Source organism: Mycobacterium lacus (assembly GCF_010731535.1).
Taxonomy (GTDB): domain Bacteria; phylum Actinomycetota; class Actinomycetes; order Mycobacteriales; family Mycobacteriaceae; genus Mycobacterium; species Mycobacterium lacus.
The window spans coordinates 2,438,047-2,451,476 of sequence record NZ_AP022581.1 but is presented as its reverse complement, the minus strand read 5'-3'; the positions used below and the strand labels follow the sequence as shown (position 1 = coordinate 2,451,476).

At 66.1% G+C, this 13,430-nt stretch carries 13 protein-coding genes and 2 pseudogenes; 6 read left to right on the top strand and 9 right to left on the bottom strand.

Features of this window, described 5'->3' with window-relative positions:
• The first annotated feature begins 20 nt into the window (after positions 1-20).
• Together G6N24_RS11235 and G6N24_RS11230 are read left to right on the top strand one after the other, a co-directional pair.
• Positions 21-449, top strand: coding sequence for a protease inhibitor I42 family protein (locus G6N24_RS11235; protein WP_085162271.1), 429 nt, complete (start codon positions 21-23; stop codon positions 447-449).
• Positions 450-646: 197 nt separating this feature from the next.
• A pseudogene (locus G6N24_RS11230) lies at positions 647-1,336 on the top strand (mycothiol-dependent nitroreductase Rv2466c family protein).
• 43 nt (positions 1,337-1,379) lie between these two features.
• On the opposite strand, the gene G6N24_RS11225 reads toward G6N24_RS11230, so the two are convergent.
• Both G6N24_RS11225 and G6N24_RS11220 read right to left on the bottom strand, forming a co-directional pair.
• Positions 1,380-2,378 carry a tocopherol cyclase family protein gene (locus tag G6N24_RS11225; protein WP_085162270.1) on the bottom strand — a complete coding sequence of 333 codons (999 nt, stop codon included), beginning with the start codon at positions 2,376-2,378 and terminating at the stop codon, positions 1,380-1,382.
• Positions 2,375-3,637, bottom strand: coding sequence for an alpha/beta hydrolase (locus G6N24_RS11220; protein ID WP_085162269.1), 1,263 nt, complete (start codon positions 3,635-3,637; stop codon positions 2,375-2,377). The genes G6N24_RS11225 and G6N24_RS11220 overlap by 4 nt, the downstream gene beginning before the upstream one ends.
• A 63-nt stretch (positions 3,638-3,700) precedes the next feature.
• Between G6N24_RS11220 and G6N24_RS11215 the strand changes: the two genes are divergently transcribed.
• The gene (locus tag G6N24_RS11215) at positions 3,701-4,345 is read left to right on the top strand and encodes a TIGR03085 family metal-binding protein (protein WP_085162268.1); all 645 of its coding nucleotides are present in this window, start codon (positions 3,701-3,703) and stop codon (positions 4,343-4,345) included.
• A gap of 190 nt (positions 4,346-4,535) precedes the next feature.
• Here G6N24_RS11215 and G6N24_RS11210 read toward each other — a convergent pair whose 3' ends face one another.
• Positions 4,536-5,120: a TetR/AcrR family transcriptional regulator gene (locus G6N24_RS11210; RefSeq protein ID WP_085162267.1), complete on the bottom strand. Its 585-nt coding sequence runs from the start codon at positions 5,118-5,120 to the stop codon at positions 4,536-4,538.
• Positions 5,121-5,205: 85 nt separating this feature from the next.
• On the opposite strand from G6N24_RS11210, the gene G6N24_RS11205 reads away from it, so the two are divergent.
• Positions 5,206-5,619 (top strand): nitroreductase family deazaflavin-dependent oxidoreductase, encoded by a 414-nt coding sequence (locus G6N24_RS11205; RefSeq protein WP_085162266.1) that lies wholly within the window; start codon positions 5,206-5,208, stop codon positions 5,617-5,619.
• 11 nt (positions 5,620-5,630) lie between these two features.
• Positions 5,631-6,290, top strand: a complete 660-nt coding sequence (locus G6N24_RS11200) for a carboxymuconolactone decarboxylase family protein (RefSeq protein WP_232070755.1) — start codon at positions 5,631-5,633, stop codon at positions 6,288-6,290.
• Positions 6,291-6,302: 12 nt separating this feature from the next.
• Here G6N24_RS11200 and G6N24_RS11195 read toward each other — a convergent pair whose 3' ends face one another.
• The 5 genes and pseudogenes from G6N24_RS11195 to G6N24_RS11175 form a co-directional block, all read right to left on the bottom strand.
• Positions 6,303-7,688 (bottom strand): FAD-binding oxidoreductase, encoded by a 1,386-nt coding sequence (locus G6N24_RS11195; RefSeq protein ID WP_085162265.1) that lies wholly within the window; start codon positions 7,686-7,688, stop codon positions 6,303-6,305.
• A gap of 223 nt (positions 7,689-7,911) precedes the next feature.
• Positions 7,912-9,102, bottom strand: coding sequence for a cytochrome P450 (locus G6N24_RS11190; protein WP_085162264.1), 1,191 nt, complete (start codon positions 9,100-9,102; stop codon positions 7,912-7,914).
• Positions 9,099-9,827: pseudogene (locus tag G6N24_RS11185) on the bottom strand (cyclodityrosine synthase); the annotation flags it as partial. The gene G6N24_RS11190 and the pseudogene G6N24_RS11185, both read right to left, overlap by 4 nt.
• Positions 9,828-10,110: 283 nt before the next feature.
• Positions 10,111-10,446 carry a DUF202 domain-containing protein gene (locus G6N24_RS11180; RefSeq protein ID WP_085162262.1) on the bottom strand — a complete coding sequence of 112 codons (336 nt, stop codon included), beginning with the start codon at positions 10,444-10,446 and terminating at the stop codon, positions 10,111-10,113.
• Positions 10,443-10,817, bottom strand: coding sequence for a YidH family protein (locus G6N24_RS11175; RefSeq protein ID WP_232070796.1), 375 nt, complete (start codon positions 10,815-10,817; stop codon positions 10,443-10,445). Before G6N24_RS11175 ends, G6N24_RS11180 begins: the two co-directional genes overlap by 4 nt.
• A 728-nt stretch (positions 10,818-11,545) precedes the next feature.
• Here G6N24_RS11175 and G6N24_RS11170 point away from each other — a divergent pair.
• On the top strand, positions 11,546-13,069 hold the full coding sequence (locus G6N24_RS11170; protein WP_163745489.1) for a PE family protein: 1,524 nt from the start codon (positions 11,546-11,548) through the stop codon (positions 13,067-13,069).
• Positions 13,070-13,126: 57 nt separating this feature from the next.
• On the opposite strand, the gene G6N24_RS11165 is transcribed toward G6N24_RS11170, so the two are convergent.
• Positions 13,127-13,426, bottom strand: a complete 300-nt coding sequence (locus tag G6N24_RS11165) for a DUF2695 domain-containing protein (RefSeq protein WP_085161598.1) — start codon at positions 13,424-13,426, stop codon at positions 13,127-13,129.
• Positions 13,427-13,430: the final 4 nt, after the last annotated feature.

The following is a 13,430-nucleotide window of genomic DNA, read 5'->3' as shown; positions in this document are numbered from 1 at the left end:
GGGGTTTATCGTGCACAGGTATGACGGTAAGGCTCTTGGCGACGGTCGCCGTAATCGTCTCGTCAGCGATGCTCGGCTGCTCTACCGGAGGCCGCGAGGCGACCAAGACCATTCAGGTCTCCATGGACGACATTTTGAAACAGAGCGCCATCGTTCGGGACACCACGCTTTCGGTTGGCAACACGCTAAAAGTCGCCTTGGGCTCCAATCACACCACTCCTTACCGGTGGACGGCCGACCCCGAGATCGGCGATTCCACAATCGTGAGGCAAACAAGTCACGAGTATGTTCGACCAAACACCGACCGGATGGGAGCGCCCGGCACCGACGTGTGGATATTCACGGCGACGAAGACCGGGACCACGACGATTGTCATGCGCTACGCCGGCATCGTCGGCAGCGATACCTCCCCGGTCTGCACGTTTACGGCGAAGGTGACAGTGTGGTAGTGCGTCTTCACCGGCCCGCGTTCCAGAGGCGAATGAGCGAGATCGACACCTGGGATCGCGCCCTGACCCAGCATGTCATCGCGCTGAGCCGGTGCGGGGGCACTGGCCGCTAAGCGCCACTTCCCGATACTTGGCTCGGTTCAGGCGGCACAATGTCGTCGGGGCAGCAACTCGACGAGCCGAAGGAGCAAGGCCCGATGAGCACCGTGGATTTTCACTTTGACCCGATGTGCCCCTTTGCATATCAAACGTCAATCTGGATCCGCGACGTGCGCTCGCAATTGGGTATCACCGTGGACTGGCGGTTCTTTAGCCTGGAGGAGATCAACCGCGAGGAGGGCAAGAAGCACCCGTGGGAGCGCGACTGGTCCTACGGCTGGTCATTGATGCGGATCGGCGCGTTGCTGCGCCGAACCGATATGTCGCTGCTCGACCGGTGGTATGCCGCGATCGGCCATGAGCTGCACGACCTCGGCGGCAAACCGCACGATCCCGGGGTAGCGCGACGCCTGTTGGGCGACATCGGCGTAGGGGGCTCGGTTCTGGATGCCGCGCTGGCTGATCCGACCACCCACGACGAGATCCGCGTCGACCATCAGCGGGTCGTTGACGCCGGCGGATTCGGCGTGCCGACGCTGTTCATGGGCGGACAATACCTGTTTGGGCCGGTCCTGGTGGATCCGCCGACCGGTCCGGACGCTCTCAAGCTGTGGGGCGTCGTCACCGGCATGGCCGAGCTGCCGCACGTCTACGAGCTTCAGCGGCCGAAGTCGCCGGCCGACGCGGACCTCATCGCCCAAAGCCTGCGCCCCTAACTCGAAGGGCGCGACTGGGTCAGCATCAATCGCGGTGAAGTCGTCGATATCGACCGCCTCGCCGGACGCTAGCTCACACCATCACGATCGGCGAGACCTGCACGCGCTCGTTCGATCACGGCCGGCCGCCGGCTTCCAGACCGGCCAGCTCGCTGGTGCCGTCGAACACCACCCGACCGAACCGGCGCACGGTGCAATGAAGTCGGCCGGCAAGGCGCTCGAAGCCGGTGCCGACAATGCGCCGCTCCGTGGGTAGCGGCACCGCCAAGACGTGCGGGTTCAGGCCGGTGCCGTCGCCGTCCAGGTCGATCTGGTGGCGCGGTGTGCGTGCTCGCACGGTCCAGCGTCCGTCGCTGACGTGCGATCGCGCCAGCGCCGGCGGGGTCATGCGAATCACGCGCTCACCGAGTCGAACTACGACCGCGGTGACGTCCCGGCGAATGGGGCCGAGCTCGAGAAGGCCGCCCGAGAACGCGACCGAGACGTCGGCGCCGGCGAAATCGTGTGCCTGACCCCACCACCAGCGCTGCGGAAAGCCCGTGCCCCAGTTGCGTTCCGCGTACAGTCGCGCGCCATCGAACGACCAGGTATCATCGCCGAATTTGACTGTGCCGCTTGCATTTCCGCCGAGGAGATACGGATGCCAGTATCGGTTGAGGAAGGGAATCGAGGAAAGGATCCCGCTACCACCCAAGGCCATGGGCCACTCGAACGAATCGGCAAATCGGAGTTTGAGGTGGATGTCATCGAGATCGATTCGGAGCCGCTCGATGTCGGCTGCCAACCGCTCCGCCGGGTCGGTGCCGGCGTGGACCGCGAAGCGGGACAGGTCGGCATCGGCACCGTCCAAGGTTGCCGACCGCACAATCCCGCCGGGCTGCACCGCCACCGCGACCGTTGCCCAGTTCCCGTCCCGATTCTGGTTCACGCAGCACGAGGCGACCACGACGCGGCCCGATGCGGAATCGGTGAGGCGCCAGGACCAGCCCTCCATCGCGGTTCCATGTGAAGGCAAGGGATCGCCGAACGGCACATCGGCGCCCGTGCGCCGGTAGCCATCGACCAGACGCTTGGCGGCGGCCTCCGCTGCCCATCGCAGGTACGTAGCGGTCATCGGTGTTGTGTCGCGTAGACCTCGGCCAGGAATTGCTCGACGGCGATCGCCGTGTGCGCCGCGCGAGCCGAGCCGAAAATGTCGAAAGCGTGTTGGGTAAACGCCAATTCGGCGTATACGACCGGCTGCTTGCTGACTTGTCGCAGCCTATCGACGAAGACGCGCGCCTGCTCAACGGGAACCAGGGAGTCGTTGCGTCCGTGCAGCACGAAGAACGGGGGAGCGCCGGCGGAAACATGGGTGACCGGCGACGCGGTGACATACGACTGCAGGTCCGTGGTGCGCGGTCGCTTGACAACCCATCCCTCGAGCAGGGCCGGCATCATCGGATGCATCGCGTCCTCGAAACGGGTGAAGTCATAGACACCGTAGAACGGCACGGCCGCTTGCACCCGGGTGTCGGCGTCTTCGAATCCCGGCTGAAACAGCGGATCATTGGGCGTCAGCGCCGCCAGCGACGACAGGTGGCCGCCCGCCGAACCGCCGGTAATGGCGATGAAGTCGGGGTCGCCGCCGTACGTTGCGATGTGCGCCTTGACCCAGGCGAGGGCGCGCTTGACGTCGACGATGTGATCGGGCCAGGTATTGCGCGGGCTGTGCCGGTAGTTGATCGCCACGCAGATCCAGCCCAGCTCGGCGAGGTGGCTCATCAATGGATGGGCCTGACCGCGTTTGTTGCCCGTCGTCCAGGCGCCGCCGGGGATCTGGAAGAGCACCGGCGCCCGACCGGCCGGGTCGAGATCGGGGCGTCGCCAGATGTCCAGGTGGTTGGCGCTGCCGAACTCCCCGTAGCTGATGTTCGAAACGTGCGCGTAGTCGCGGTAGATCCGCAACATCCGCACCGGTCCCGGCGCCTTGGCGGTGGCCGGCCCGGCCGGCCGGCGCCACAAACCGGCCGAGTCGGTGCGGCGAGAGGTTCCCAGGCCGATGTCCAACGCCCTTTTCAGCGGCACATTGGCCTTGTGGCCGGCGCGGCTGAAGTTCAACAAGCCCAGCGCCGAGACGGCCGCCACCAGCCACGAGGCCGCCCGCACCGGCCGGGTAAGGCGGCGCGCTGCTAACGCGAGCCCGCCGATCTGGCTGACCAGGGTCTGCAGGGGAAACTCGGTGACAACCAGGCCGAACGCCCAGGAGGGCAGCGACGGGTATCCGCTGCGCGACAGCGGCCGATATGCGTTGAGGGTGGATGCCGCGGTCACCGCCGCCACCGCCAACGCCCCGATTTGCCGGACGATGTGGATCATTCGAGCGGTCCGCATGCGGCCACCTTACGAGGCGATCTTTGCCGTGGCGGAGGGCGCCTCTGCGTAGACTCCGGCGTTGTGGCTGACGTTCCGCTAGATGCGCAGGAACGCGTTGAGCTCTGTGATCTCCTCGACGAGCTCGGCCCTTCCGTTCCTACCCTGCTTGACGGCTGGACCGCGCGTGACCTCGCCGCGCACCTCGTGTTGCGAGAACGCGATCTCGTCGCCGGCCCCTGCCTCGTGCTACCCGGCCCGTTTCAGCGGTTCGCCGAGCGGCGCAGGGCGAGGCTGGCAGGGGGCAAGGACTTCACGTGGCTTGTCGCGCGGATCCGGTCCGGCCCGCCCATCGGGTTGTTCCGCATTGGATGGGTCCGCGCTATGGCGAACCTCAACGAGTTCTTCGTTCATCACGAGGATGTTCGCAGAGCGAACGGTCTGGGGCCCCGGAGCCTCACGCCCGCGATGGACGCCGCCTTGTGGCGAAACGTTCGCCGCGGCGGCCACTACCTGAGCCGGCGGCTGCGCGGTTTCGGGCTCGAGATCGAGTGGGCCGGAACGAACGAGCGGGTGACGGTTGCGTCGGGCGAACCGACGGCCCGACTCAGCGGTGCGCCGGGCGAACTTCTGCTATGCCTCTTTGGGCGCCAAGCGGCTGCGCAGGTCGACGTGGGCGGATCACCGGAAGCCGTTGCCGCTGTGCGGCGCACGCACTTCGGCATGTGAGTCCGGCTTGCCGTTAATCGCTCGTCTGATGCGGAATTCACGTGCGTTACAAGGAGGTCAGGGCATGCCGATGTGGCCGCCTCGCGGCACGGCGCGGATATCTCGTCGCCGGAACGGATGTCGACCGTCTCGGGGTCGTCGCCGTAGCTGACCTCGATGACGAGTCGCAAGTGGGTCACTTTGCCACCGCTTAGCGCTCTGGATTGAGATGGGCGGTGATGATTGGCGTGACCCGCGCAATGAGTTCGTCCGCGGGTGCGGACGCGATCGGTTCCACCTGCAGGACGTGGCGCAGATAGGCGATGCCCAACAGCTGCGCCATCGCCAAGTCGATCCGCAGTTCGGTATCCGATCCCCGCAATGGCTTGGCCAACTGCGGGTACAACTGGTCCTGAATAAACTGACGCACCAGGGTGGTGGACTCCTCGTGGGTGGCCGCACCGCGCAGGATCGCCAGCAGCGGGGCGCGCGAGCCCGGCTGCTCCCACGCTTCGAAGAAAACCCGCGTCAGTCGCGCGCCGATGTGGCGGCGATCACCGCCGGTGATGCGTGCGCCAAGCTCGACTGGCTCGAACGGCCACCCCACGGTGGACCGGAATAGTTCTGCCTTGCTGCCGAAATAGTGCCGGATCAGCGCCGGGTCAACGCCAGCCGCGGTAGCGATGTCGCGGACCGAGGTCTTGTCGTATCCGGAGTCGGCGAACAGCCTCCGGGCCGTCGTCACGATCACCTCGCGGGTATCCGGGTTACCCGGACGTCGTCCAATCGGGCGCATATCCCGAAATTCTACAGTCGTTGACTTCCGTCTCCGCCGGCGGTAGCCTGCCTCTATAAATTCCACGAGTGAGGAGTTTAATGAGATGCCTACACCACGATGGGTCGCTCGGGCCAACAAGATCGGTCTCAATCGCCTCACTAAGTACATCGCCCCATGGGCGCCGGGATGGGGGGTCGTCATCCATCGCGGGCGCAAATCGGGGAGCACCTTCCGCACCCCACTGTGGGTCTTCCGCCGCCGCAACGGATTTGTGATCGCGCTGACCTACGGACCCAATACCGATTGGGTTCGCAATGTCCTCGCCGCGGGCGGCTGTGAACTGCGGACCAGGGGGCGACACTACCTGCTCAGCGCCCCGACGCTCTTTCGCGACGAAAATGCGACCGACATGCCGCCGTTCATCCGGTTCATGCTCCGCAGGGTGATCAAGGCGCCCGAGTTCCTCAAGCTCGACGTCGTACGCGAACTGAATTCCGTTGTCACGGTTGAAAGATAATGGTGAGCCCGATGACGGTGGACCTACCGAGCAGTCCCCTGGGAGAAGTAGACCCGCAGTTCGAGAAGCTCGCACTCGACGTGGTCGCATTCACGTTCGGACTGCCCGGTACGAGCATCCGGGAAAAGCTATTGCAGAACCTGACCCTGGATGTTTGCCGTTCACACACGGGGCTGGCTTTCCGTATGCACCTCACCGCGGCCAAGATGCACGGTGTCGCCTACGCCGACCCGTTGGCCGCGATCCGGTTTATTGCGCCCCACTCGGGTTATCCGGCCGCGGCGGACGCGCTCGCCCGGCTCAAGGAGGTCGCAACCGAAATCGGCATGGACACAAGCGATCTCGGCGAGAAGCCGACGCCTGGCGCGGTGGATAACGTTATGAGACGCCTCGACACCACCGACGAATGGACCACCAGATTCCAGGAGTGGCAGACCTCTCGCGCGTGGTCGGAGGACCTACTGAGCAGGCGAGAACGCGCCATCATGGCGCTTACCTCCGATGTCGGCCAGCAGACCCTTGACGAATCTTTCCATTGGCACGTCGAACTCGCGCTCGATGCTGGTCTCAGCAAGGACGACGTCCGTGACGTTGTCCGCTTCTGCGCCGAGTACGGCACCGCACGGGTCGCGGCAGCGCTGCGGGAGCTCGACAACGTCCTGTCAACATAGGGTGGCGTCTTCTCATGCTTGCTCTGCGGCGAAGACAACACCGGGGTTGAGGATGCCCGCTGGGTCGAAGCTCCGCTTGATTCGGCGCATGAGGGCTATCTTGGCCGGGTCTTCGAGCTCCAGGAAGTAAGGGGTTTTCGCGCGACCGACGCCGTGTTCGCCCGAGATCGCGCCGCCCAATTCCATTGCGAGCGCGAAGATGTCAGCCATCAGCTGCTTTCTCTTGTCCGGATCCTTGCACACGATGGCCATGTGTACATTGCCGTCGCCGGCGTGCCCGCAGCCGGCGGCGCCACCGCCGGCGGCCGACGCTAGACCGCGTGCGGTGGCAAGGAACTTCGGCATCGCCGCGCGGGGAACCACGGTGTCGATGATGTCATCCGCGCCGGCCGCCTTTGCCGCCCAAAATGCCTTCTCGCGCCCCTCGATCAGCTTGCGTGCCGCACTTCCTTCCAGCACGTAGACATCGACCGCACCCAGCTCGGCGAGCATTTCACCGGCGGTCTCGACATCTTCGAGCACTCGGCTGGCACTACGGTTCTCAAGCGCCACAACGAGATACGCCTCGCAGCTGTCGCGGATGCTGTCGGGAATGCCTAGCTCCAGGTCCTGGGTGGCAACGAGTGCGGCCATCGACACGTTGTCGATGTACTCCAGGATGTAGGGCCCGAGCCCGCTGGCGAGGATCTTGGGCACGGCCGCCATGACCTGGTCGAAGTCGGCGAACGGGGCGAGCAGGGTGGCGCTATCGTCGAGCCGCGGGTGCAGCTTGACGATCACCTCGGTGACCAAAGCCAGGGTGCCTTCGGAGCCGATGATCAGCTGGGTCAGGTCGTAGCCCGTGGACACCTTGGCGATCTTGCCGCCGGTTCGGATGATCTCGCCGGTCGGCAGCACCGCCTGCAACCCGAGCACGTTATGGCGGGCTACCCCGTATTTGACCGCGCGCATCCCGCCGGCGTTCGTTCCGACGTTTCCGCCGACGCTGGAGGACAGCTCGCCGGGGTAAACGGTGTACCGCAGGCCGGCGTCGAGGGTCGCGGCGTCCAGCTCGGTCAACGTCACCCCGGGCTGGACAACGGCGACCTGGTTGACGGTGTCGACCTCCAAGACCGCGTTCATGCGGTCGAAAGAGATCAGCAGCCCACCCCGCAGCGGCCGCGCCGCACCCGACAAACCGCACCCGGACCCGCGGGCCGTCACCGGCACCCCGTGCTCTGAGGCGGCCAGCAGCAGCTGCGCGACCTCTTCTGCGCTCGCCGGCTTGGCGAGGTACGCCGGCTGCTGCGGCGGCGCGGTCAACTCCTCGTCGTGCGAGTAGTCCTCGGAAATCGCGTCGCCGGTCAGCACGTTGTCGGTGCCGACGATCTGGGCAAATCGCGCCGTCAAGTCGCTCATGACGACACTGTAACGGCTCGCCAGGGGCGCGACGTGCCCCCACCCGGGTGAAGGTGACCGGCAGCTTGCCGGGCCCGGTCATGCTCGATCTGCTTTCGGACGCGTGGCTGGCCGGGCTGCCGCCCCGGCCGCCGTAAAGCCCACCGCGAGCAGACGCAGAATCGCACCGCGAGGGCCTCGCCGGTGCGATTCTGCGTCTGCTCACCGGATCAAGCTTGCGGGCCTACCAGAGCACCGGCAGGCGTTCGGGGACGCGTCTTTGGAACCGGGTGCGCCAGACCAGTTGGTCGATCGGCACGGCCAGGTCGAAGCCCGGTATCTTGTGCAGCAGCGTCTCGATGCCGATTTGTGCGTGGCGGCGGCCGAGAGCTGATCCAGGGCAGGTGTGTTGGCCGCGGCCGAACGCAAGGTGAGAGGTGGGGTTCGGCCGGTCGAGCTCGATCTTCTCCGGGTTCGGGAAGTGGTCGGGATCGAGGTTGGCACCCTCGATCAGCACCAGCACCAGCTCCCCCTTGCGCACCAGCACGTCGCCGACCTGGATGTCGGCGGTGGCCAGGCGTGGTAGCCCGTCGGCGAAGGAGAGATTGATCCGCAGCAGCTCCTCCACACCGGCCGGGATCAGTTCCGGCTTTTCACGCAGCAGGCTCCGCAGGCGCGGGTGCTGGATCAGCGATATCAGCGCCGTGGTGAGGAAGCAGCCAGTCGAGATCACTCCGGCGCCGAAGAAGGTGACGCCGACCGTGGCGAACAGCTCGTCGGAGACATGTGAGTAGCTGGGATCTTTTCGGAGCCTGGACAGTTCGCCCATGAGTCCGGTCGTGACGTTAGGGTTGTCCAAGAGACCGGCCATGTATTCGATGTCGCGATCCCAGTTGATCTTCGCGGCGGGGATGGGATCGGCCGAACTCATGAAAGCGAAACTCAAGCTGCGCAACAGCTTCGGGCCGTCTTCTTGCGGGATGCCCAGGACCTTGCAGTGCAGCGCGGTGGCCAACGGGTCGGCGAAGTCATTGCGCAGATCGGCTGGCGCGCCCTCGGCAATCAGGTTGTCCAGCAGCGAGTTTGCCGTGTCGCGCAGGAATTGCTCCACACCGGGGGCCTTCGGTGTGATCGCCTTCATCACCGCCTTGCGCAGGCCCGCGTCGGCAATGTTTCCCATGTTGTTGACCACTTCGGGTGGAACGGTCAGCGCGTTGAGGCGGGGAGCACCGGGAGCGGCGGTTTCTTTCATCGAGAAGCGCCGATCCTCCAGCACCTGCGTGCACAGTGCATACGAGGAGACGAGCCAGGCTTCGGCGCCGGCAACGGTTCGTACCTTACGGACGGGCTCGCGGGTTCGTAATTCGGCGACTTCGTCGGGAATCCGGTCCCCGCGTGCCGAGAATGGGACGTCGAGGAGAACGGTGGCGGTCATTTGGCGGGGCTCCCGTCAGGGGTGACAATGGCGTGGCCCTGATTGCGCGATGCTCGTAATCCCGATCCTCGGGCGTAGAGCATCTCGGCCATCGGCAGCGACTGGTGGTAGCAATTCAACGACGACGGCACTCCGAGAATCGCGGGTGTGTCGAGGAACAACGGGGCTTCGGCGCAAATGTAATTCAGGCACACCTGCTCCTGAGCAGCTGTCGGCTCCTGCCGCGGAGCCACTTTCGTGGACAGGAAGCGCCGCACCAGGTCTTGGCAGACGACGCGGAAGTCCTCGTCGCCGTCCAGGCGTGCGAGCAGGTCCCCGTGCAGTTGCCGATATGCCTCGTTGGACTGGAATTCCGACATCGGACGGGCGGACAGCCGGCTCCCTGCCGGATCGAGCTCATCCACCGTGGCGGCGATCTTGGCCCGGACACCGCGTATGTTCTTGACCGCTTTCCGCCGGGCTTCGATCGCAGAATCGCCTAGCGCTTCGAAACTCTCGGCGACGTGGATGTCGGTGTAGACGAAGTCCACTCGATCGAAATTCGCGAGCCCCCAGATTCCGAGATCCCGTATGCGCTGACGCGAGAAGTAGCTGTTCCCCGGAGATACCCCGATGACAGCATGATCTCCCTCGGTGTGGATGACCTGACATTGCTGGGTGAAGGGCTGAACCAGAAACCCTTCCTGTGGGATGGCCTCCGGAACACGCCGGCCCAGCTGAAACCGGGGGCTATGCGAGTCGCCCGCTGCCGAGCTCGGGAGCTCCGGTTCGGCAGTCACACAAGTCATAGTTTTCCTTGAGCCGCAGGGGCAGGTGTCGACGCTCGACGTTGAGGCCACTGACCAGGGTGACGGGGTGATTTGGCGATGTCTATGGCCCGATCGGACCCCGCCCGGGTGGGATGTTGTGTCCGCCGAAGAGGGGACACAATCGCTCCACCGATCGGACTCATAAGGCTCCGCCATGCGGATCACGAGGGTGCGGTAAGCCCAACGTTCCAGGTTGCGCCTAGATCACCTGGGAAACCATAGTCACGAGGACGAGCACCACCACGGCTAACCCGATGACGTACACCTGGCGGCGGGGGGTGATCCGCGTCGGGGTCTGCTCCTGCTGCAGCGTCCGCTGGCGTCGCACAGCGATGATGTAGGTACCCAACGCCACCGCGGCAGCCAGTAACGCCGGGATCAACCTCGCCGGCATCTCACGGCCATGCAGGTACTTGACGCTCAGCAGCGCGCCGTTGGCCAAGAACGCGAACGACGTGCGCGTCCAGGCCAGTGCCGTCCTCGCCGCCTGTGTCTCGCGATACCGACGATCGCCCGTGGCCGTCGAGCCGGTCAACCCATCACCGCCTTGGCGATCACCAACCCGAGCGCGATGAGCCCGACCACGCTGAGCCCCACCGCGAGGTAGGCCGGCGTGGGGTGGCGGGGCAAGGGTTCACCTCGGCGCATGGCGCGATCCACTTGTTGCCAGCGCAGCAGCCCCATCCCGCTGGTGAGGATCGCCAGCACTGCCAGCCCGACGCCGAGCAGACGGCGCGCGCCGGGGACCGTCAGCTCCGGAACGAGCTGCACCAGGGCGACCGCCGCGGCGAGCAGCCCCAACGCGGTGCGCTGCCAAGCCAGGAAAGTCCGCTCGTTGGCCAGGGTGAACCGGTAGTCGGGCTCGCGTTCGGTCGCGGTGTTGGCACCAGGTTCGCCGGCGGACACGGTGTTTTCGGCCACGAAGCACATCGTAGATTCGTCCTGGTGACGGTGTGCGGCTTGAGCAGCTGGGAGGCTAGCCTGAAGCCGTCAGCAACTCGGCGCAGACGGTTAGCCATGATCCGGTCGTAGACCAGCCACGCGACCGGGCAAACCAAAGAACAGCCCTGGGAGCAGCGTACGGAGTGGCTGCTGGCCCTGGTGGCCGTCCTCTTCCTCATCGGGTACCCGGTGCAAGTGCTCGCCCGACCCCACGGCGGGGAAACGCGCATCTTGTGCAATCCGGACCCTGGCCGAACAACCGCGGGAAGCTCGAGCCATCGCCGATGCCACGCAATGTGCGGGCTTTGAAAGGCTTGGTGCACTGTGCTTTTCGCCGGGAAGCTACCGTGTCAACCGCGACGTTGACGCTGGCGTTGATGTTCCCAAGCGGTCCCCGGGCCGCGGCTACCAGGGCCAGCTGTGCCTTGCAACCCTCGGGCGCCGTGAATATCCTGCGGGTCTACAAGAAGGCTGATCGAGGGCCGGCGCACGACGTGCAGATCAACTCATAGCCGAAACATGATCCCCGACAGCAGAATCCGGCCACACCCCACTGACGTGATGATTGCGGCCGGGCGGCCGGACCGCTATGCTGTTGCAACCCCAATTGCGCGAAAGGGGAAGGCGCGTGCAGTCCGGGGAGTGAATGGATCGTTGCCGGACAAGCACTTTCGCGTAATTTGGAGGTCTACATGTCGTTTGTGTTCGCGACACCGGGGGCATTGCAGGCCGCGGCAGCGGACCTGGCGAACATCGGTTCGGCGCTTGCTGCGGCGAATGCGGCTGTGGCTACCCCGACAACGGGAATACTTCCCGCGGGCGGCGATGAAGTCTCCGCCGCGCTCGCCGCGCTATTTTCCGGGCACGGCCAAGTTTGGCAGGCGATTAGCAAGGACGCCGCATGGCTTCATCAGCAGTTTGTTGATGCCCTCAATGGTGGCGCCATCAAGTATGTGACCACCGAGCTTGAGAACGCCGAGCAGAATGCCCTGCACGTCATCAATGAACCGACCGAATATCTGTTCGGGCGGCCGCTGATTGGGAACGGCGCCAACGGGGCCCCGGGGACGGGGCAGAACGGCGGGAATGGCGGAATCTTGTGGGGCAACGGCGGTAACGGCGGATCAGGCGCGCCCGGCCAGCCCGGCGGCAACGGGGGTGACGCTGGGCTATTCGGCTCCGGTGGCGCCGGCGGGGCAGGTGGAGCCTCGGCAAGCGGCGCCGGCGGGGCCGGCGGCTCCGGCGGCGCCGGAGGGTTGTTTGGCTCCGGCGGTGCCGGTGGGGCCGGGGGGACTTCGATGACCGGCATGGGCGGTGCCGGTGGAACCGGCGGAACCGGCGGACTTTTCGGCACCGGGGGCACCGGCGGGGCGGGCGGGTCCGGCGTGGGCGGTGGCGGAGCCGGCGGGGCGGGCGGCAACGCATGGCTTTCCGGCTCGGGCGGCGACGGCGGGGCCGGGGGAGTCGGCGGGCCTTCCGGCTCCGGTGGCGCTGGTGGATCCGGGGGCAACGGTGGCTGGCTTTCCGGTAACGGCGGTGACGGTGGCGCTGGTGGAGCGGGCACCGTCAACAACGGGGGCAACGGCGGGGCCGGCGGCAACGCCGGTTTGCTGTCCGGGAACGGGGGCGACGGCGGTGCGGGCGGATACGGTAACAGCAGCGGTGGCAGCGGAGGGGCCGGCGGTAACGCCGGCTGGTTGTCCGGTGACGGCGGTAATGGCGGGTTCGGCGGAGTCGGCGGCGACTGCCACGGTGGCAACGGCGGCGACGGCGGCAGTGGGGCCTGGCTCGCGGGCAACGGCGGTGCCGGTGGTGACGGCGGTTTCGGCGTCACCGATGGCGGTAGCGGTGGCACTGGCGGAAACGCCGGCCATCTATTCGGCAACGGCGGCTCGGGTGGCGCGGGTGGGAATGGTTTTACTGGCCATGGCGGAGCGGGTGGCAACGGTGGCGATGCCGGGTTGATCGGCGACGGTGGCAACGGCGGTGACGGCGGCGCCGGCGCGATCAGCGGCGGTGACGGCGGAGATGGCGGCAACGCGTCGATGATCGGCAACGGCGGCAACGGCGGCAACGGGGGAACGGGACATGTGTCGGGCGCCGGTGGCAGCGGCGGTGCCGGCGGGAAGCTGGTGGGCCAGGCCGGGATTAATGGGATGAGTGGGGAAGTGCCGGATGGCTATCGAACGCGATGGGAGGCATTGCCGGACAGCTGATTTCGGTGATCGGCCGCCATGGTGCGCGACCCGCCCGGTGATCGTCGGCCAGGCCCACTAGTCGAAGATCTCGCCGGGTTGGACATTCAGCACGATCTCGCAGTCGCAGTAACCACCAAACTCCCGCAGGCCCTCGGCCAGGGCCGACCAGTCGATCCGGTGCGACTCGGCCCATTGCTCGGCGTGCCGGGTTGTGTGGTCACAGGGCTCTGCCCCGAGCCGCTCATCGACGTGGTCCAGCAGCTGCTGAAGCTGGTATTGGTCGACCTGGATCAATGAGGTGCGCGCCGCGCTCTCGGCATTCTTGTAGGCGTCGCGAAGCTGGCGGCGTCGCTCCTTGTCGGGTGGGGTAGCCATCACG